The 17,964-nt window shown below is 66.8% G+C and carries 23 protein-coding genes and 3 tRNA genes; 7 read left to right on the top strand and 19 right to left on the bottom strand.

The window, feature by feature from the left end; genetic code table 11:
- Positions 1-5: 5 nt before the first annotated feature.
- Positions 6-770, bottom strand: a complete 765-nt coding sequence (locus CV_RS14615) for an amino acid ABC transporter substrate-binding protein (RefSeq protein WP_011136530.1) — start codon at positions 768-770, stop codon at positions 6-8.
- Positions 771-1,073: 303 nt separating this feature from the next.
- On the opposite strand from CV_RS14615, the gene CV_RS14620 reads away from it, so the two are divergent.
- From CV_RS14620 to CV_RS14630, 3 genes are all read left to right on the top strand, one after another.
- Positions 1,074-1,149, top strand: a tRNA-Ala gene (locus tag CV_RS14620).
- 8 nt (positions 1,150-1,157) lie between these two features.
- Positions 1,158-1,233: transfer RNA gene (locus CV_RS14625), tRNA-Glu, on the top strand.
- A gap of 11 nt (positions 1,234-1,244) precedes the next feature.
- Positions 1,245-1,320: transfer RNA gene (locus CV_RS14630), tRNA-Ala, on the top strand.
- 106 nt (positions 1,321-1,426) lie between these two features.
- Here CV_RS14630 and flgJ read toward each other — a convergent pair.
- From flgJ to CV_RS14720, 18 genes are all read right to left on the bottom strand, one after another.
- The gene (gene flgJ / locus CV_RS14635; protein ID WP_043596392.1) at positions 1,427-2,137 is read right to left on the bottom strand and encodes a flagellar assembly peptidoglycan hydrolase FlgJ; all 711 of its coding nucleotides are present in this window, start codon (positions 2,135-2,137) and stop codon (positions 1,427-1,429) included.
- Complete coding sequence (flgN, locus tag CV_RS14640; RefSeq protein ID WP_011136532.1) at positions 2,118-2,543, bottom strand: flagellar export chaperone FlgN; 426 nt, start codon at positions 2,541-2,543, stop codon at positions 2,118-2,120. The genes flgJ and flgN overlap by 20 nt, the downstream gene beginning before the upstream one ends.
- A complete protein-coding gene (gene flgM / locus CV_RS14645) occupies positions 2,543-2,914 on the bottom strand; it encodes a flagellar biosynthesis anti-sigma factor FlgM (RefSeq protein ID WP_011136533.1) in 372 nt (123 codons plus the stop codon). Before flgM ends, flgN begins: the two co-directional genes overlap by 1 nt.
- Before the next feature lie 7 nt (positions 2,915-2,921).
- Positions 2,922-3,542, bottom strand: coding sequence for a Crp/Fnr family transcriptional regulator (locus CV_RS14650; RefSeq protein WP_227590047.1), 621 nt, complete (start codon positions 3,540-3,542; stop codon positions 2,922-2,924).
- 290 nt (positions 3,543-3,832) lie between these two features.
- Positions 3,833-4,819 (bottom strand): flagellar motor protein MotB, encoded by a 987-nt coding sequence (locus tag CV_RS14655; protein WP_011136535.1) that lies wholly within the window; start codon positions 4,817-4,819, stop codon positions 3,833-3,835.
- Positions 4,820-4,822: 3 nt separating this feature from the next.
- The gene (gene motA, locus CV_RS14660) at positions 4,823-5,689 is read right to left on the bottom strand and encodes a flagellar motor stator protein MotA (protein WP_011136536.1); all 867 of its coding nucleotides are present in this window, start codon (positions 5,687-5,689) and stop codon (positions 4,823-4,825) included.
- Positions 5,690-5,705: 16 nt separating this feature from the next.
- Positions 5,706-6,401: a FliA/WhiG family RNA polymerase sigma factor gene (locus tag CV_RS14665; protein WP_011136537.1), complete on the bottom strand. Its 696-nt coding sequence runs from the start codon at positions 6,399-6,401 to the stop codon at positions 5,706-5,708.
- A gap of 5 nt (positions 6,402-6,406) precedes the next feature.
- Positions 6,407-6,844 (bottom strand): flagellar basal body-associated FliL family protein, encoded by a 438-nt coding sequence (locus CV_RS14670; protein WP_011136538.1) that lies wholly within the window; start codon positions 6,842-6,844, stop codon positions 6,407-6,409.
- 22 nt (positions 6,845-6,866) lie between these two features.
- The gene (locus tag CV_RS14675; RefSeq protein ID WP_052278847.1) at positions 6,867-7,886 is read right to left on the bottom strand and encodes a flagellar hook-length control protein FliK; all 1,020 of its coding nucleotides are present in this window, start codon (positions 7,884-7,886) and stop codon (positions 6,867-6,869) included.
- Positions 7,883-8,170 carry a hypothetical protein gene (locus CV_RS14680; protein WP_043596397.1) on the bottom strand — a complete coding sequence of 96 codons (288 nt, stop codon included), beginning with the start codon at positions 8,168-8,170 and terminating at the stop codon, positions 7,883-7,885. Before CV_RS14680 ends, CV_RS14675 begins: the two co-directional genes overlap by 4 nt.
- Positions 8,157-8,549 (bottom strand): flagellar export chaperone FliS, encoded by a 393-nt coding sequence (gene fliS, locus CV_RS14685; RefSeq protein ID WP_011136540.1) that lies wholly within the window; start codon positions 8,547-8,549, stop codon positions 8,157-8,159. Before fliS ends, CV_RS14680 begins: the two co-directional genes overlap by 14 nt.
- 24 nt (positions 8,550-8,573) lie before the next feature.
- A complete protein-coding gene (fliD, locus tag CV_RS14690) occupies positions 8,574-9,929 on the bottom strand; it encodes a flagellar filament capping protein FliD (RefSeq protein ID WP_011136541.1) in 1,356 nt (451 codons plus the stop codon).
- 85 nt (positions 9,930-10,014) lie between these two features.
- Entirely contained in the window at positions 10,015-10,446 is a 432-nt protein-coding gene (gene fliJ / locus CV_RS14695) for a flagellar export protein FliJ (RefSeq protein WP_011136542.1), read from the bottom strand.
- Entirely contained in the window at positions 10,443-11,756 is a 1,314-nt protein-coding gene (fliI, locus tag CV_RS14700) for a flagellar protein export ATPase FliI (RefSeq protein ID WP_011136543.1), read from the bottom strand. The genes fliJ and fliI overlap by 4 nt, the downstream gene beginning before the upstream one ends.
- Positions 11,757-11,759: 3 nt before the next feature.
- Positions 11,760-12,431: a flagellar assembly protein FliH gene (gene fliH / locus CV_RS14705; RefSeq protein WP_011136544.1), complete on the bottom strand. Its 672-nt coding sequence runs from the start codon at positions 12,429-12,431 to the stop codon at positions 11,760-11,762.
- Entirely contained in the window at positions 12,428-13,486 is a 1,059-nt protein-coding gene (locus CV_RS14710; RefSeq protein WP_080509040.1) for a flagellar motor switch protein FliG, read from the bottom strand. The genes fliH and CV_RS14710 overlap by 4 nt, the downstream gene beginning before the upstream one ends.
- Positions 13,470-15,143 carry a flagellar basal-body MS-ring/collar protein FliF gene (gene fliF / locus CV_RS14715; protein WP_076226158.1) on the bottom strand — a complete coding sequence of 558 codons (1,674 nt, stop codon included), beginning with the start codon at positions 15,141-15,143 and terminating at the stop codon, positions 13,470-13,472. Before fliF ends, CV_RS14710 begins: the two co-directional genes overlap by 17 nt.
- Before the next feature lie 13 nt (positions 15,144-15,156).
- Positions 15,157-15,495, bottom strand: coding sequence for a flagellar hook-basal body complex protein FliE (locus CV_RS14720; RefSeq protein ID WP_043596400.1), 339 nt, complete (start codon positions 15,493-15,495; stop codon positions 15,157-15,159).
- A gap of 228 nt (positions 15,496-15,723) precedes the next feature.
- Here CV_RS14720 and CV_RS14725 point away from each other — a divergent pair, with 228 nt between their 5' ends.
- The 4 genes from CV_RS14725 to fliQ are packed head-to-tail and all read left to right on the top strand — an operon-like array spanning position 15,724 to position 17,964.
- Complete coding sequence (locus CV_RS14725; RefSeq protein WP_011136548.1) at positions 15,724-16,566, top strand: FliM/FliN family flagellar motor switch protein; 843 nt, start codon at positions 15,724-15,726, stop codon at positions 16,564-16,566.
- 15 nt (positions 16,567-16,581) lie between these two features.
- Positions 16,582-16,932: a flagellar motor switch protein FliN gene (gene fliN, locus CV_RS14730; RefSeq protein ID WP_011136549.1), complete on the top strand. Its 351-nt coding sequence runs from the start codon at positions 16,582-16,584 to the stop codon at positions 16,930-16,932.
- Entirely contained in the window at positions 16,932-17,678 is a 747-nt protein-coding gene (gene fliP, locus CV_RS14735; protein ID WP_011136550.1) for a flagellar type III secretion system pore protein FliP, read from the top strand. The genes fliN and fliP overlap by 1 nt, the downstream gene beginning before the upstream one ends.
- A 13-nt stretch (positions 17,679-17,691) precedes the next feature.
- Positions 17,692-17,964, top strand: a complete 273-nt coding sequence (gene fliQ, locus CV_RS14740) for a flagellar biosynthesis protein FliQ (protein ID WP_011136551.1) — start codon at positions 17,692-17,694, stop codon at positions 17,962-17,964.

Below are 17,964 nucleotides of genomic sequence, written 5' to 3' on the forward strand. Positions count from 1 at the left end.
TCAACTCAGCGCGACACGTCGGCGCCGAAATACTTGTGCGAGATCTTCTGGTAGGTGCCGTCGGCCTTGATTCCCGCCAGCGCCTTGTCGATGGCCGCCTTCAGCTCCGGATTGCCCTTGCGCAGCAGCACGCCGGACGCGTCGCCGTTCGCCTCGGTGGCGGCCACCTTCAGCCGAGACTTGGGTTGCTTCTTCTTGAAGTCGAGGAAGGACAGGCTGTCGTTGATGGTGGTTTCCACCCGGCCGGACTCAAGCAAAGCGACCGATTCGTTGAAGCCCTGGGTCGGCACGATTTCCGCGCCGTAGCGCTGCGCCAGCTTGCCGAAGTTGCTGGTCAGGGTGTTGGCCGACTTGCGGCCCTTCAGATCTTCAAAACGCTTGATGTCGCGATTGTCGTCGCGGACGATCAGCACAGCCTTGGAGACAATGTAGGGCGCGGAGAAGTCGTATTTCACCTTGCGCGCGTCGGTGATCGCCACCTCGTTGATCACCACGTCGTAGCGCTTGACGTCGAGCCCGGCGATCAGGCCGTCCCACTTGCCTTCGACGAATTGCGGCTTGACGCCCAGCCTAGCGGCGATGGCCTGGGCGATCTCCACGTCGAAGCCGGTCAGGCTGCCCGCGGCGTCATGATAGGTGAAGGGCGCGTAAGTGCCTTCGGTGCCTATCTTCAGCACGCCGGCCTTGCGGATATCGGCCAGGTCGTCGGCGTGGGCGACGGCGCCCGCCGCGGCCAGAATCAGTGCAAGCGCTGCGTTCAGTTTTTTCATTGTCCATTCTCCAGAATGCGGTTTATCCAGCCTAGACCCGGCCGGGCATGGCGACACCATATCAGCCGAAAATCAGAACATTAAGTAATATTATTTTACTTTCTTATTCCAAATGGAAATATAAATACCCGATTCGATTCATTGTCGCGCCGCCGGCACCGCTTTCGCCAGTCAAAATGGGTAAAATCTGTAATTTTTCAAAATATTTTCACGAACCGCTTGCATGGCTAAATTGCTCGATGTATAGTTCGCCTCCTGTCGAGACCGAACGGTCAACGCGAAAGCGAAATCGACGGATTATGTGGGGGTATAGCTCAGCTGGGAGAGCGCTTGCATGGCATGCAAGAGGTCAGCGGTTCGATCCCGCTTACCTCCACCAACAATTCAGTCCCCATCGTCTAGAGGCCTAGGACACCGCCCTTTCACGGCGATAACCGGGGTTCGAATCCCCGTGGGGACGCCACAGCTTTACGTGGGGGTATAGCTCAGCTGGGAGAGCGCTTGCATGGCATGCAAGAGGTCAGCGGTTCGATCCCGCTTACCTCCACCAGTAAAAAAGCCGAAATCGCAAGATTTCGGCTTTTTCCTTTTTATTTTTCAAAAAACGGCACAAATGAAAATTGGCGCCCATGGTGCCAACCTTACTGACTCGCCGCTCACCGCATGCCCTTGCGGAACTGCCCCGCCAAACCGGCCAACTTGCCGGCATAGTCGGGATCGGTCGCATAGCCTCCGCGCGCCAAGGCCTCGGCGAAGGCCCTGGCGTCGCCGCCAACGCCCAGCGCCGCGCGGTAGCGCGGATTCGACGCCAGGAGATCGGCGTAATCGTCGAATGCCGCGCGGTAATCCGGATAGGCGCGGAACGACTCCACCCTGCTCTGCTTCTGGCCATGGATGAATTCGGTGGTGAGCGAGGCGGCCACCTCGCCGCGCCAGCGCGCGTCGGCCTTGATGCCGAACAGGTTATGGCTGTTGCCGCCGTCGCCACGCGTCAGCGGCTTGCGCCCCCAACCCGACTCCAGCGCCGCATGGGCCAGCACCAGATCGGGCGTCACGCCCAGCCTGGCCGCCGCCGCCTGCGCGTGCGGCAGCATTTCCTCGACAAAAGCCTGCCTGTCCGGCGGCACTGCAGACAAGTCGACCGAACCGGCGCCCAGCTGCTGCCGCACCCGCCAGGCCTCCGGCGACAATTGCTGCGCCGAAGCCGATCCGCCGTCGGCGATGAAGCGCTCCACCTCGGCGCGCACGCCGGCAAACTGCTCGGCAAAACCCGCGCCCTCGGATGGGAGATCCAGCGGCAGCGCCACCGCGTCCGACGGCTGCGCGGCGCCAGCAGCCTGCCAGCCCTCACTGCGCTGCGTAAACATCGCTTTCGCCCTCGAGCACGCGCTGCAGTAACTGCCTGCGCTCCTGCAGCAGCTGGCCGTTGCGCAGATTGCGCTCGCGGCAGTCGGCGATCAGCGCGCGCAAGCGCTGCCAGTGCGCCTCACCCTGCTCGCGCAAGGCCTGCGGCAAAACCTTCAACACCTCGGCCATCGACCGCTCCGCGCCGGCAGGCAACAGCGACTCCACCAAGGACAGGCGCTCGCGGCGGCTGCGCTCCAGCTTGTCGCACAAAGCGGCGATCTCCGCCGCGCAGCGCTCGAGCGCGGCCGCGTCATGCGCCAACGCTGCGCGGAACTGCTGCTCCAGCAGCGCGCTCAGCCGCGGATAATCGGAGAGGTCGCCGCCCACGGTGGCGAACAACTGGCGATAAAGCTGCTTCCTGTCCATCAACGGCCGCCGTGATACTGCTCGATCAGGCCCGCCAGGCGCTGCGCGTCGAAGCGCACTTCGCCCCGCACCAGCGCGGCGCGGATTTCGTCCACCCTGGACTGGTCGACCTCCGGCATCGCCCGCAAGGAGGCCGCCAGCGGAGCCTCCGCGACAGCCGATGGCGATGCCGCGCGCGGCGCGGCATCGGTCGCTGCGGCGGTTTCGGTCTTGCTCGCCGCTTTTTCGCCGCGCCAGGTGGAAAGTGAGGAAATCTGCATCTGTCTGCCTACCGACTGTATGGGTGTGATACCGATACAAGGCGACCCCAGGCCGCCAAACTTAAACCACGCGCGCAAAAAGCCGCGCGGCCCGATGCCGCGCGGCGCCACCTTCGGCTCAGAAATTCTCGGGCAGCATCTTCAACACCACGATGCGGCGATTTTCCAGGCGGATGTAATGGCCGTAGACCAGCTCCTTCAGAATCCGCGCCACCATCTCGCGCGATGAGCCGATCTGGTCGGCAATCTCCTGCTGGGTCAACTGCTTGCGCAGCATCAGCACGCCATCCTGCTCTATCAGCATCTGGTTGATCAGGATGCGCACCCGGCCGTAAACGTCCAGCAGGGCCAGGTTGCGCGCCAGCGTGGTCATATGGCGCACCAGGGAAACCAGGTAGCACATGATGTTGCCGCGCACCCGCTCGCAACCGGGCAGGCCGTCCTCGCTGTCGAACAGGCCTTTCAGCACCTCCCGGGAAAACATCAGCAACACGCAATCCTCGTCTGCCACCGCGTTGCTGCTGCGGCAACCGCCATCGACGAAGGACTCCATTCCAACCATTCCGCCAGGCATGGCCATCTGCAATATGTACTTCTTGCCGCCCTCGTCGGCGACGAACAGCTGCATGGACCCCGCCACCAGCAAGCCCACGGAATCGGATTCATCCCCCTCGACATAGAGAGACTCGCCCTTGCCCAGACGGACCGTTTCCGAACACTCCAGAGCCCTTTCCAGCATCTCGTCCGTCAAATGACCAAACAGCGGCGTCTGCCGCAACATCTGCCTAATTTGTTCTTGATTCATCTCGGTAACACGTCCCCGACTACCGGCACCGCAACCTCGAAGGCACAGTCATGCCCAAGTCATTATTTATTGTTTGCGATATGAGAGGTGGCTCATATGCCTGACATTGTTATCAACACCGTGTTAATTGTAAATAATTTGATTAAAATTTATGTGAAAAACACACAAGAAAAAAGCCTTGCAAAGGCAAGGCTTTTATGGGAAGAGAGCATATTTTCAGCAACTTACTGCATGTTTATGGTATTTTCTCGCAGGGTTTTAAGGTCCTCTGCATTTGGTAGCGCTAACGCAACACCTGGCGCATTGGCGAGCCCCTCCCCCCTCGCGCCGAACATGGCCACCACCGCCTGAGCCTGGCCGGAAGTCAGCACCAAAAGCTCGATCCGGCGGTTCACCGCGCCCAGCGGATGCTGCTTGTCCAGCGGTGCCCGCTCCGCCATGCCCACCACCTGCAGCACGGAATCGGCGGCCAGACCGCCCTGCATCATGTGCAGACGGGCGGCCATCGCGCGGTTGCTGGACAGCGACCAATTGGACATCGCGGCGAAGCCGCCGGCCCTGTGATACTGCGCGGCATCGGTATGTCCCACCACTAGCAGGCGGTTGTCGATTTCGCCAAGCATGGAACCGATCTGCTGCAGCAGGCTGCGGAAGCGGGGCTCGACGATGGCGCTGCCGCGCTCGAACATGCCTTGCTGGTCGGTGTCGTGCAACGTCACGCGCAGGCCGTAGGGCGTGATCACCGTCTGCAGATTGCTGGACAAGCCGGCCTTCTGGCTCATCTCGGACAGCTGCGCGGCCAGCTTGCGCAGGTCGGCTTCGCTGTCGTAGCTGCGGCGCGGCAGCTCCGGCTGCTCGCTGGCACGCTTGTCGCTGTCCCGCACCGCCGACTTGCTGGCCGCCTGGCTGCCGGCCTGGCCGGGTATCGGATCGCGCGGAATCAGCGTGCCGGGCGGATTGCCCATGTGATCGATCTGTTTGCCGTTGCCCTGCAGCAGCGGGCTGCCGCCGGAAGTGGTCAGCAATTGCTGCAGGTTTTCCTGGTCGCGCGCGGCCAGCACCCACAGCACCAGGAACAGACACATCAGCGCCAGCACGAAGTCGGCGAACGCCACTTTCCATGCGCCGCCATGCCCCTCTTCCGCGTTGCGGCGGGACACCTTCTTGATCACCGCGCCGTCGTGCTCGCCCTTGTTCTTCAAGCCGGCCATCGCTTAACCCAAGCCTTCCATCGCATTGATCCACGACTCCAGCTGCGAGAAGCTGGGCTTGGTGTTCAGCTGCACCAGGCGGCGGCCGGCGTCGATCGCCAACAGCGGCGGCTTGCCGGACACGTGGGTGGTCAGCACCACTTTCACCGATTCGAAATTCGACAGTTCTTCCTTGACCAGCTGGTGCATCACGTTGGACAGCGGGTCCAGCACGCCGTAGCAGAAGAAAATGCCGATGAAGGTGCCGACCATGGCGGCGGCGACGCTGGCGGCGATCTCGCCGGCGCTGGCGCCCTGGGCGACGGTGTTCATCGCCATCACGATGCCCAGCACCGCAGCCAGGATGCCGAAGCCCGGCATCGCCTCGGCGATCTTGTGCAGCGACTTGGACGGCTGCATCAGCTGTTCGTGGATGGCGTCCAGCTCCTGGTCCAGCACGCCCTCCAGCTCATGCGCGTTGATCTTGCCCATCGCCATCAGCCGGAAGTTGTCGACGATGAAGGCCAGCAACTTGCGGTTTTCCAGCACCATGGGGTAGCGGTTGAACAGCGGGCTCTGGCGCGGCGCCTCCACGTGCTGGTCCAGCGCCTTCAGGCCGCGGCTGGCGGTGATCAGCAGCTCGTACATCAGCAGCAGCTGCTGGCGCTGGAATTCCGCGCCCTGCTTCTTGCGCACCACCACGCGCTTGATCTGGCCGCCCATTTCCTTCAGCACGTGCGGCGGGTTGCCCAGCACCACCGCGCCCAGCGCCGCGCCGCAGATGATCAACAGCTCGGTGGGCTGCCAGATGATGGACAGCACGCCGCCGTGCAGCATGAAGCCGCCGAATACGCAAACCAGCACGATCAGAATGCCAAACAATTGCTGCATGGAGTGTTTCCTTGCTTCAGGCCGCCATCAGGCAGGCCTGCATCTTTTTCAGGGCGCTCTTGTTGATCTGGCAGATGCGGGCCTCGGTCAGCTCCAGCACCGCCGCGATCTCCTTGAGACTCAGTTCGAACTCGTAATACAGCTGGATCACCTGCTGCTCGCGCTCGTTGAGCGCGGTCAGCGCGCGCGCCAGCTCGCTTTGCCGCTCCAGCCTCGCCTCGGGCGTGCCTTCGGCCGCCAGCTCCATCCCCGAAGCCACCAGCTCGTCGAAGCTGGCCATCGCCTCGGCGTTTTCCGCCAACAGGGCATCGCGGTAGGCGTCGGCGTCCAGCCCCAGCAGCCCCAGCGCCTCCGCCTCGGTCGGCTCTCGCCTGAGCTTGCGCCGCAATTCGCGCAAGCCGTCGCGCACCCGGTGCGCCTCCTGCCGCACCGAGCGCGGGCGCCAGTCCAGCCGCCGCAGCTCGTCCAGGATCGCGCCGCGGATGCGCAGCATGGCGAAGCCGGCGAAGCGCTCGTCCGGCTCGCCGCCATAGCGGCGCAGGCAATCGAGCAAGGCCATCAGGCCGATCTGCTCCATGTCCTCGCGATCGAACACGCCGCCGGCCTGGCTGGAGAGCTGGCGCGCGGCGCGCTTGACCAGCGGCGCATAGACGGCCAGGTGCCGCGCCTCGTCGGCGGCTTGGGGCGGCTGCTCGTAGCACTCGGCGTACATCGCGCTTACTCGATGATCAGCTTGCTGACCATCACCTCGGTGAACGGCTGCTCGCGCGACTCGCGCGCGAAAGTCGCGCGGTAGGAACGGTCCAGCAGCTTCTGGAAGTCGTCGATGTTCAGCGCGTTGGCGCGCTCGCGGGTCAGCTGCGACAGCGCGCGCACCGCCACGCTCTTGAGCAGGGGCAACTGCTCCTTCACCTTGGCCTCGCTTTCGGCGCTGCTGCGGAACACCAGGTCCACCGCCATGTAGCGCGCGTCGCCGCCGGACTCGCTCTTCAGCATCACGATGATCTTGTCCAGCGTGACGAAACGGTAGTCGACCGGCTTGGGTTTGGCCGGCTCGGCATGCGCGGCCTGCCGGTAATACCACCAGCCGCCTGCGCCCATGCCCGCCACCGCAATGGCCACCAGAACGGCCACGATCAGGGTCCTGCTATTCATCTATCGATATCCTCTCGCTGTCTCAGCCCTGATCCAGTTGAAATCCGCCGGCAGCCTGCCAGCCCTGCTCGCTCAGCGCGCGGCCCGGCTGCTGCTGCGCCTGCTGTTCCCGTCCCTGGCGGCCGCCCTGGCCGTGGCCGGACGGCATGCCTTCGCGCACCTCCACCGCCACCTGGGTGTACTGACGGCCGCCCAGGTCCTGGCGCAACGCCTCGCCTATGCCCTGCAGCTGGCGCACCACCTCGCCGTGCGACGCGGTCAGCTCCACCGTCAGCGCGCCCGCCTGGTGGCGCAGGGAGATTTCCAGCGTGCCCAGCGACGGCGGGTCCAGCCGCAGCGTCGCCCGGTCCATATTCTGCGCGGGCATAGCCTGCAAACGCTCCCCCAGTGCGGCCTGCAGCTTGCCGCTCCAGCTTTCCGGCTGGGACGGCGGCAAGGCCAGGCTGAAGCTCTCCGCCGGCTTGCCGGCTTCGGCCGGATGGATCTGCGGCAAGACCGCGGCCAAGCCGTCCAGGCGCGGCGCGGCCTCCCGCGGCAGCGCCATCTCCGGCAACTGCGCCTGCAAGGCCTTGTCTGCCGGCTTGGCCGCGGCATCCAGCGCCGGAGCCAGCCGTTCGCCGACATCGACAGCGAACTCGGCAGCGGCTGGCGGCGGCGCCTGCCGCGGCATCAGCGCCTGCCAGGTCTGCGGCAGCAGCGCCGGGCTCAGCGCCGCGGCATCCACCGGTTTGCCCGCCTGCGCCTTCCCGTCCGCGCCGTCTCCCGCCGCGGCGTTCTGATCGACGGCGGCCGGCGCGACCGGCAAGTCCTGGCGGACGACAGCCGCCAGCGGCGCCGCATCGCGCGCCGCCGGAGCCGACTCCGGCTCATCTTCAGGCGGTGGCTGCCGCGCGCCGGCATCGGACATCGCGTCGGCGAAGCCGATTGCCGGATCGGCATCCATCCACGCCAGGCCGTCCATCGCCTGGCCGACAGCCGCGTCGCCGTTCCCCGCCTGCGCGGAGGAAGCGGGAGCGGATTGCGGCGGTGCCACTCTGCTCATGCTTGTTCCCATTCACTGAATTGCGCGTAGGCCAGCCGGCCTTCGCGCTGTTGTCCGATCGCGGACATCTTTTCGCCTAGCGCGTCCCGCTCGGCGCCGCTCGCGGCCAGCGCGGCGCGGTAGGCGGCGGCCAGCGCCGCCCTGTCGTCCGCGTCCAGGCCATGGCCGGGCTCGGACAGCAACCGACGCAGGTATCCGTCCAAAACCGTCAGCGCGTCCCAGTCCCGCCGGCCAACCGCTTCGGCGATGGCCTGGCACCAGCGCTGGACATCAGGCCGCGGCATTCTGGTCCCGCACGCCGACCCAGCCGCCCTTGAGCGTGACCAGCAGCTTCTCCGCCTCGTCCAGCGCCGCCGCGTCGAGCTCGACGCTGGCCTGGTACAAGCGGTGGGCGCAGTAGTCGTACAAGCGCGCCAGATTGGTCACCACCTCGCCGCCGGACTCGAAGTCCAGCGCGCTGGACAGGCCGTTGAGGATGTTGATGCACTTGCTGATGCTCTCGCCCTTTTGTTCGAAGCGCTGGTGCTGCAAGTGGCCGCGCGCGCGGGCGATCTCTTCCAGAAGGCCGTCGAACAGCACCAGCACCAGCTCGATCTGGCTGGCGGCGCCGGTCTGGGCTTCCAGATTGACCGCGTGGTAGCTGCGATAGGCGTCGTAATCCACGATCTCGATCCTGCTTTCTTAAATTCAGATGAAGTTGGAATTGAGCATGCCCATGGTCTGGGTCATCTGATCCTGCATGCTCTGCAATTTGGTGAATTGCGCCAGGTAGCGGTTGTAGGTCTGATCGAAGGTCTTCTGCAACGCGTCCTGCCGCCGGCCCAAATCTTTCTGGTTGCGATCCTCGCTGTCGCGGCGCAGCTTGAGCATGCCGTTGCTGCCGTTCAGCCACTTGTCCAGGTAGTCGGCGCTCTGCTTCAGCGCGCCGTTCTGGCTCGCGCCGTTGAAGAAGCGGTCCAGCGCGTCGGGCGTAGCCTTCAAGGTTTCGCCGAGCTTCTTGCTGTCCAGCTCCAGCGTGCCGTCCCGCGTCGCCTTGATGCCCAGCTGGCCCTGGGTGACGCCGTCAAAGGGCTGGCGCAGGATGGCGTTGAGCTGGCTCCGCAAGCCGCGGATGCTGGAGTCGTCGGCGAAGGGCGCGCCCGGCTTGCCATTGCTGCCCGGTTGCGACAGGTCGGTAATCGCCTTGTAGACCTTGTTGTACGCATCGACGAAGGACTGGACGTTGGCGGTGGTGTCGCTGTCGCCGCGGCTGACGGAAATCTGCAGCGGCGGATCGGTATCCTTGCTGACCTTGTTGACGGTGAAGCTGACGCCTTCGATGTTGTCGAAGGTGTTGGAGCCCTGCTGCAGCCTGACGCCATTGGTCTTGCCGCCCAGCCAGACAACGGCGTCCTGCGCCTTGCTCAATTCCTTGGGCGCGGACAGGCCACTCTTCAGGCCGGCATCGCCGACGCCGCTCAAATCCAGGGAAATGGTGTTCTTTTCGCCGCTCTTGCCGGCCGACAGCACCAGTTGGCTGACGCCGTTGTTGTTCAGCACCATCGCGTTGACCTTGCCGGCGTTGCCGCTGGCGCGGTTGATTGCCAGCGCCAGCTCGCTCGGAGAAAGCTTGCCATCGTTATCGCGGTCGGAACCGTCCAGCGCCACGTCGAAGCTCTCGCCGCCGGCCAGCTTGACGGTGAACTTGTCGCCGGCCTTGGCCGTGGCGCCCGCCAGATCGCCCATCAGCAGCTGCTGGGAACTGGCCAGCTGCTCGACGAACACGCTGTAATTGCCGGCGGCGGCGTTGCCCTTGGCGGTGACCGAGGCCATGCCGTCCGGGGTGGCGGCGGCGTTCATCGCCACCAGGCTCTTCTTGCCGGTCAGCGTGGCCAGACTGCTCTTGTAGTCCTGAAGCGCCTTCTGCAACTGGCTCAGCGCGTCGGTGCGCGCCTTGGCGCTCTTGGTCTGGGTGTCCAACTGAGTCTGCAACTTGCTCAACTGGTTGCGCGCCAGGTTTTCCGCCCAGGTGGAGGGCGGCATCGCGTTGAAGTCGATCGCCATCAGTATTCCTTTCGTCCGCTAACGGTATGTACCATTACAGGGCGACCATCGCCCGCGCGGACTGAAACGACGTGAATATTCACCACTAGCCGCGTCCCCTCATCCAGGCCTGGCCGGCGGCTTCGTCGGTGCGCTTCTGCTCGGCCCGACTCTGCGCAGTCCGCCATTCCAGCAGTTTTTCCTCGCGCAGCAGCTTGACCTGCTCTTCGCGCCGGCGCGCGTCCTGCAAGCGCGACTGGCTGACTTCGGCGTCGGCCTGCGCCAGCTGCAGATCCTGTTGCTGCGACTGGCGCAGATCCAGCAGGTGGCGCTTGTAGCCGGCGCAATTGAGCGCCAGCGCCGGGTGGCCGGCCGCCGCGCTCGGGCCGCTGGCCGCGCTGAGCTGGTCCAGGCGCTCGATATTGCGCCGATAGCGCTCCTGCAGCCGCCGCTTGGCGGCCAGCTCGGTCTCCAGCCGCTCGCCGTCGCGTTCGCGCAGCCTGAGCAGCAGATCCAGTTGTCGTATCGGCGGGTTCATGCGCTGGCGAGCTCCTGCAGTCGGCTCAGGCACTCGGCGTAGGGCGCCGCCTCGCCGGCATCCTGACACAGCAGCGCCTCGATGCGCGGCTGCAGCCGCAGCGCGCGGTCGGTGGCCGGATCGGCGCCGGGCACGTAAGCGCCCAGCGGCAGCAAGCCGCGCACTTCCTGGTAACGGCTCCAGGCACCGCGCAGCTCGCGCGCGACGGCGGCGTGGTCGGCGTCGATCAGCTGGCTCATGCAGCGGCTGACCGAGCGGGAAATGTCTATCGCCGGGTAATGGCCGCGCTCGGCCAATTCCCGGCTCAATACGATATGGCCGTCCAGGATGGCGCGGGCGGTATCCACCACCGGGTCTTGCTGGTCGTCGCCTTCGGCCAGCACGGTGTAGATCGCGCTCATGCTGCCCGCGCCGCCCTCGCCGTTGCCGGCGCTCTCGGCCAGGCTGGGGAGCAGGCCGAACACCGACGGCGGATAGCCGCGCGTGGCCGGCGGCTCGCCCAGCGCCAGCGCCACTTCGCGCTGCGCCATCGCGTAACGGGTCAGGGAATCGACCAGCAACAGCACGTTGCGGCCGCGGTCGCGGTAATGGGCGGCGATGGTGTGGCACAGCTCGGTGGCCTTCAGCCGCATCAGCGGCGACTCGTCGGCCGGCGCCACCACCAGCACCGCCTTGGCCAGTCCTTCCGCCCCCAGCGCGTGCTCGACGAACTCGCGCACCTCGCGGCCGCGCTCGCCGATCAGCCCGACGACGACGACCTCAGCCTCCGTGTGGCGGGTGATCATGCCCAACAGCACGCTCTTGCCGACGCCGGAGCCGGCGAACAGGCCGACGCGCTGGCCGCGGCCCATGGTCAGGAAGCCGTTGATCGCGCGCACGCCGACGTCCAGCGGCGTATCGACCGGTTTTTTCTTCAAGGGATTGATCTGCGGCGGATGGGCGGCCAGCGGCGCGTCGCCGCCCAGGCGGCCCTTGCCGTCCAGCGGCTCGCCCAGGCCGTTGACGATGCGGCCGAGCCAGCCGTCGCCTATCATCAGCCCGCCGTTGTCCGGCGCCGGCAGCACCCGCGCGCCGGTGGCGAGGCCGACCGGCTTCTTGAACGGCATCAGGAAGGACACTTCCCGGCGGAAGCCCACCACCTGCGCCTGCAGCCAGCCGCCGCCGGCGGTTTCCACCAGGCAGCGCTGGCCGGTCTGCAGCGGGCAGCCCACGCTTTCCAGCAGCAAGCCGTTGACGCCCACCAGCTTGCCGCTGACGGTGGCGACCGGCGTGTCCGGCACGGAGAGCTGGCTAAGCGCCTGACGCAGCATCGCCTAGCCCTCTTCCGCCGCAAGCTGCTCGCGCAGGCTGTCGACGCAGCGCTCCAGCCGCTGCTGGCAGCCGGCGTCGGCCTCGAACTCGGCGCCGCGCAGCCGGCATTCGCCCGGCGCCAGCGAGGGATCGGCGCTCAGCTTCCACTGCGCGGCGCGTTCCGGCGCCAGCTCGCGGATGCGCTGGCACTCCTCCGGATTGAGCAGCACCTCCACCTCGCCCTGGCTGTGCGCGCCCTGCGGCAGCGCCGCCAGCGTCTCCTCCACCAGGTCAAGGATTTGCACCGGTTTCAGCGCCAGCTCGCAGCGGATCACCTGGCGCGCCACCTTGGCCACCAGGTCCACCACCTCGTCGCGCTGCGCGGCCTGGTAGTCGCGGCACAGCTTGTTCAATTGTTCGATGGCCGCCGCCAGCGGCGCGCCCAGGGTCTCCAGCCCGGCCAGCGTCTCGGCGCGCGCGGCGGCGGCGCCTTCGGCGCGGCCCTGCTCGAGGCCTGCCTGATAGCCGGCGTCGCGGCCGGCGGCCTCGCCGCTGTCAAAACCTTCGCGGTAGCCGGCGTCCATGCCCTGGCGGAAACCGTCCGCGGCGGAGGCTTGCACCTCGGCCGCGGCGTCGGGCGCCAGCGGCGCGCCGTCTATCAGCGGCGGAAATCGGAAAGGTCGCCAGTGCTTCACTCGACCACTTCCTCAGGGAACAGCTGCAGGTCGATCTCGCCGGCGTCCGCCAGCTGCTTGACCTGGGCCATGATCTCGCGGCGCGCCTCCTCGACGCGGCTCTTGGGCACCGGACCGGAGCGGCGCATGGTCGCTTCGAAGTTCTGCGCCTGCCGGCGCGGCATGGTCTGGATGATGGCGTCGCGCACGGCAGGCTCGGCGCCCTTGAGCGCGATCGCCCATTGCTCCAGCGGAATGTCCTCGCAGATGCGCATCAGCACTTCCTCAGTCTGGCGCGACAGGATGAAGAAGTCGTACATCCTCACCTCGATCTCGTCGACGATCTCCGGGTCGTGCGCGCGCAACAGCTCCATCATCCGGCTGCGGTCGCCCGGCAGGCGATTGATGATGTCGGCGGTCTGCTGCATGCCCTCCACCGCGGTGCTCTGGGTGTGCAGGCTCTCCAGGCAGCGGTTGACCAGCTCGTCCAGCTCGTTCAGCAGTTCGCGGTCCACGTCCGTCAGGCGGGCGACGTTGACCAGCACGCCGTCCCGGCTGGCCTCGGGCAGCGCTTCCACCACCTGGCCGGCGAGCGCCGGCGGCAGGAAGGCGAGGAAGACGGCCTGCATGCGCACGTGCTCGGCGGCGATGCGGTCGGCCAGCCACTGCGGCGACACCCACTGCAGGCGCGCCATCTTGGGGCGGATCGCGTCGCCGTAGATGGTGTCCAGCACGCTGCCGGCGATGTCGCCGCCCAGGGCCAGCTCCAGCGAGCGCTTGAGGAAGCTGCGGCTGGCGCCGTGCACCCCGCTCTGCTCGCGGTATTCGTCGAAGAAGCGCTGCATCGTGGTCCTCACCGCGTCCACCTTGATGCCGCTCATGCCGGACATCGCCTGCGTCACCTGCAGCAGCTCCTCGCGGCTGAGGCAGCGCAGCACCGCGGCGGCGGGCTCCTCGCCCATGCACAACAGCAGCACCGCGGCCTGCTCGATCGCGCTCATCTGGCCGTTGCCGGCGGCAGGCGCGGGCGGAATGTAAGCCGGGGATTCCGGCGCCGGATTATTGTTTGCGTCCATTGTTCTGCACCCATTGCTTGACCACTTCCGCGACGCGCTCCGGCTCCTTGGCGGCCAGGCCCTTCAGGTGTTCCACCATCACGTCCACCGGCGAGCCGGCGGGCGGCAGGTCATAATTTTCCAGCAGCGGCACCACCGGGCTGTCGCCGGGCGCGGCCGACAGCGCCGCCTGGCGCTGGCTGGCGGCCTCACGCAGCGGGCGGTTGTCCAGCAGCGGATCGTCCGGCGTCACATCCAGCTCGTCCGGCGTGTAATCGTTCAGCTTGCGCTCGGCCAGCTGGCGGGCGAGCTTGAGCAGCGGCCGCGCCAACAGCAGGTAGGCCAGCAGCAGCGCCACCGCGTAAGCGGCCCAGCGCGCGCCCTCGAACCAGGTTTCCGGCTGCTCCCAGAACGGCTCCGCCGGCGTCGGCTGCGCGAAACGCAGCGTGGACACCGCCAGCACGTCGCCGCGCTCGGCGTTGATGCCCAGGCCGTTGCGCAGCAGCTTGTCGATATTGGCCAGCTCGGCAGGCTGCCAACCCTTGCCGCCCGGCGCCGCGGCCTGGTTCAGCGCCACCGCCACGCTGAGGCGGCGCAGCGTGCCGCGCGCGCGCTTGATGTTGGTGATGTTGCGGTCGTACGCGTACTGGCGGGTGACGGCGTTCTTGCTGTTGCCAGCCTTGTCGGCGGCCGGGGACGAGGAGTCGGTGTTGACCGGACGGTTGCTCAGGGAGCCGGGCACGCCCAGCGCCATCCGTTCGGTGCTGGTTTCCTCGCGCGAGGCCTCGTTGGTGACCTTGGGCGCCTCGCCGTACTTCTCGCGGGTTTCCTCGACGCGGTCGTTGTCGACGTCGGCGGTGACGCTGACCTTGAAATTGCCCGCGCCCAGCGCCGGCGTCAGCAGGTCGCGCGCGTTCTGCAGCGCCTCGTCGCGGAAGCGGCGCGCCGCCTCGCTGTTGTTGCCGGCGATGCCGCCGTCGCTCAGGTCGACGTGGGCGGACAGCAGGTTGCCGGCCTGGTCGACCAGCGTCACCTGGGACGGATCGAGCGAAGCCACGCTGCCGGCCACCAGCTTGACCACGGCGGCGATTTGCTCGCTGGACAGCTGTTGGCCCGGCTTCAGCGTCACCACCACCGAGGCGGAGCCCTTCTCGCCGCCGGCGGTGACAAAGGAAGTGCTGCGCGGCAGCGACAGGTGCACCCGCGCCGAACGCACCGGATCCAGCGCCTGGATGCTCTGCACCAGCTCGCCCTCCAGGCCGCGGCGGAAGCGCACGTCCTGCACGAACTGGCTGACGCCCAGCGGGTCGTTCTTGTCCAAGAGCTCCAGGCCGGCCGGCAGCTGCGCCACCACGCCCTTGGCCGCCAGCTGCATCCGGGCGCGGGCCAGGTCGCCGTCCGGCACCAGCACCTGGCCGGTCTGCGGATGGACGCGGTAGGGAATCTTCTCGGCGTCCAGCGCCGCCATCATGTCGGCGCCGCTCACCTTCTCCTGGGCGCCGAACACCGGCTTGTAGCTGGCGTCGTCGCGCCACAGCCACAGCGTGGCTACCACGCTCAGGCCGATGGCCAGCAGCACGATGGGCAGCAGGTAGCGCCAGGCGTTGGCGGGCAGCAACTGGCGGCCCGCCATTCTTTGTTGAACCGCGGCCAGGCCGCTGCGCAATTGTTTGACCACAGTCGGCTCCCGCTTACAGCTGCATCTTGATCAGGTCGTCGACCGCGCCGACCACCTTGTTGCGCACCTGCATCAGCATCGAGAACGACAGGCTGGCTTCCTGGCTCATCAGCATCGCGCCGACCAGGTCGTCGCTCTGGCCGCTGTCCACCTCGGTCATCTTCTCCGCGGCGAGGCGGTTCTGCTGGTCGACATCGCGCACGGCAGACACCATGGCCTGGCTGAAGCTGTGGCCGGTGGCGGCGTCTTCCTGCGCGGCGATCGGCGCGGGGGCGGACTGGCCCAGTTTCGCCATCTCCCCCAGCAGCTGGCTGCGGTCGGCGTGGATCATCAAGCCCAGATTGGTGGCCATCGTTCATCCTTAGAAAAGCGGTATCGAAACTACTCCATCAACCTGCAGCGCTTGTTAAATGCAGGCTGGCGGATTTTAAACTCACCGCTTTAGCATACCGATGGTACTTTTCACATTCCCAGCCGTGAATTTTCCCCCTTTACCACTGGCGGACAGCCAGTAAGATGCACACTCCCAGCAATAGCCGGGGGCTGCCGCGCAGCCGCCCGCCACGATAACGAAGCTCCGATGCCCAAAGCCAAAATCGTCGCACCGCAGGAAGGCGCCCGCCTGCAGGCCTTGGACCTGCGCACGCTGGGCCGCCCGATACACCTGCTGCCGCTGTTTGCCCGCGCCTTGCGGCAGGAACTGGAAGACTTTCTCGAACGCGAACTGAACCGCCGCTACCACGCCGGCTTCCGCATCGACGCGTTGCGCCAGCAGCTGCCGGCGGCCGACGAGCGGCGCTGGCAGTGGCACGCGCTGGACGATTGGCGGCTGGGCAGCCATTTCGACCGCGGCCTGCTGCTGGGCATACTTGATTACCGCTTCGGCGCCCGCGCCGGCGCGTCGGACGGCGAACTGCCGGCCGAAACCGAAACCGAGCGCCGCCTGGGCCGCACGCTGGCCGAACGGCTGCTGCCGCGCCTGGCCCGCGCCATCCATCAACTTAGCCGCGCCTCTCTGCCCGACGCTTCCAGGCCGCAGCCGCTGGGCTACCCGGACCAGGCCGCCTGGCAGCTGGAGGTGGACCTCAGCGACGGCGACGCCAAGCTCGGCACGCTGCGCCTGCGCCTGAACGCCGCCGCCTTCGACGCGCTGCTGCAGAACCTGTCCGGCCAGCGTCCGCGGCTGCTGGGCAACCCGGACAGCGCCAACTTCGCCGAGCGGGTGCGCATCCGCCTGGACGCCAGGCTGCTGGAGCAGGAACTGCCGCTGGGCGCGGTGCTGGACCTGCGCCCCGGCAGCGTGCTGCCCGTCGCCATGCAGCCTCACGCCGAAGTTTGCGCCCAGGGCTCGCCGCTGTTCCGCGCCCAGGTGGTGGAGCGCCAGGGCAAACTGTGCCTGTCCGGCTTCGCCGACATCGAATAAACCAAGGAACCCGCAATGGAACTGAACCAAGACTTCGACCTGGACGGCATCCTGGACGGCCTGGACGCCGACGCGCCCTCCCCCGCGCCCGCCGAATCCGCGCCGGCCCCGCGCGACATGACACCTTTCCTGCGCAAGATCCCGGTGAAGCTGACGCTGGAAGTCGGCAGCGCCGACATCAGCCTGGCCGATCTGTGCCAGATAAGCGCCGGATCGGTGGTGGAGCTGGACAAGATCGCCGGCGAGCCGCTGGACATCAAGGTCAACGGCACCGTGATCGGCCGCGCCGAGGTGGTGGTGTCCGGCGACAATTACGGCCTGCGCGTGGTGGAACTCAACGACCTGCAGCTGGACAGCCTGGCCTGATGAAACGCGCACTTCCCCTGCTGCCGCTCGCCGCCGCTGGCCTGCTCGCGGCCGCGCCAGCCTGGGCCGAGCCGCTGAAGCTGCTGTCCGCCAACGCCGGCGGCTCATCCGTCGACTTCACGATCAAGACCCAGATCCTGATCCTGATGACGGCGCTGGGCCTGCTGCCGGTGCTGGTGCTGATGATGACCAGCTTCACGCGCTTCGTCATCGTGCTGTCGCTGCTGCGCCAGGCGCTGGGCCTGCAGCAGGGCCTGCCCAACCGCCTGATCACCGGCGTGGCGCTGATCCTGACGCTGCTGGTGATGCGCCCGGTGGGACTGCAGGTGTGGAACGAGGCGATGGTGCCCTTCGACCAGGACAAGATCACCATGCAGCAGGCGCTGGAGATCGCCGCCAAACCGGTCAGCCGCTTCATGCTGGCCCAGACCGGCAAGACCGCGCTGGCCCAGGTGGCGCGCCTGTCCGGCGAGGAAAACGTCGCCCGCCCGGAAGACCACGCCTTCACCGTCAAGCTGGCGGCCTTCGTGCTGTCCGAGCTGAAAACCGCGTTCCAGATCGGCTGCATGCTGTTCATTCCCTTCCTGGTGATAGACCTGGTGGTGTCCAGCGTGCTGATGGCGATGGGCATGATGATGCTGTCGCCGCTGGTGATCTCGTTGCCGCTGAAGCTGCTGCTGTTCGTGCTGGTGGACGGCTGGTCGCTGACCGTCAACACGCTGGTCACGTCGATACAGGCCTATTAGGAGGGACGGAGCCATGCTGACGCCCGATATCGCCGTCGACATCGTCAACGACAGCCTGCGCGTGGTGGTGACGCTGGTGGTGCTGCTGGTGCTGCCCAGCCTGATCGTCGGCGTGGTGGTCAGCCTGATCCAGGCCGCCACCCAGATCAACGAGCAGACGCTGTCCTTCCTGCCCCGGCTCTTGATCGTGCTGTTGACCATCGCGCTGGCCGGCCACTGGATCACCGGCTACCTGATGGATTTCTGCGTCGCCATGTTCCAGCGCGCCGCGAGCCAGGTGGGGTAG

The sequence above is a fragment of the Chromobacterium violaceum ATCC 12472 genome (genome assembly GCF_000007705.1).
Taxonomy (GTDB): Bacteria; Pseudomonadota; Gammaproteobacteria; order Burkholderiales; family Chromobacteriaceae; genus Chromobacterium; species Chromobacterium violaceum.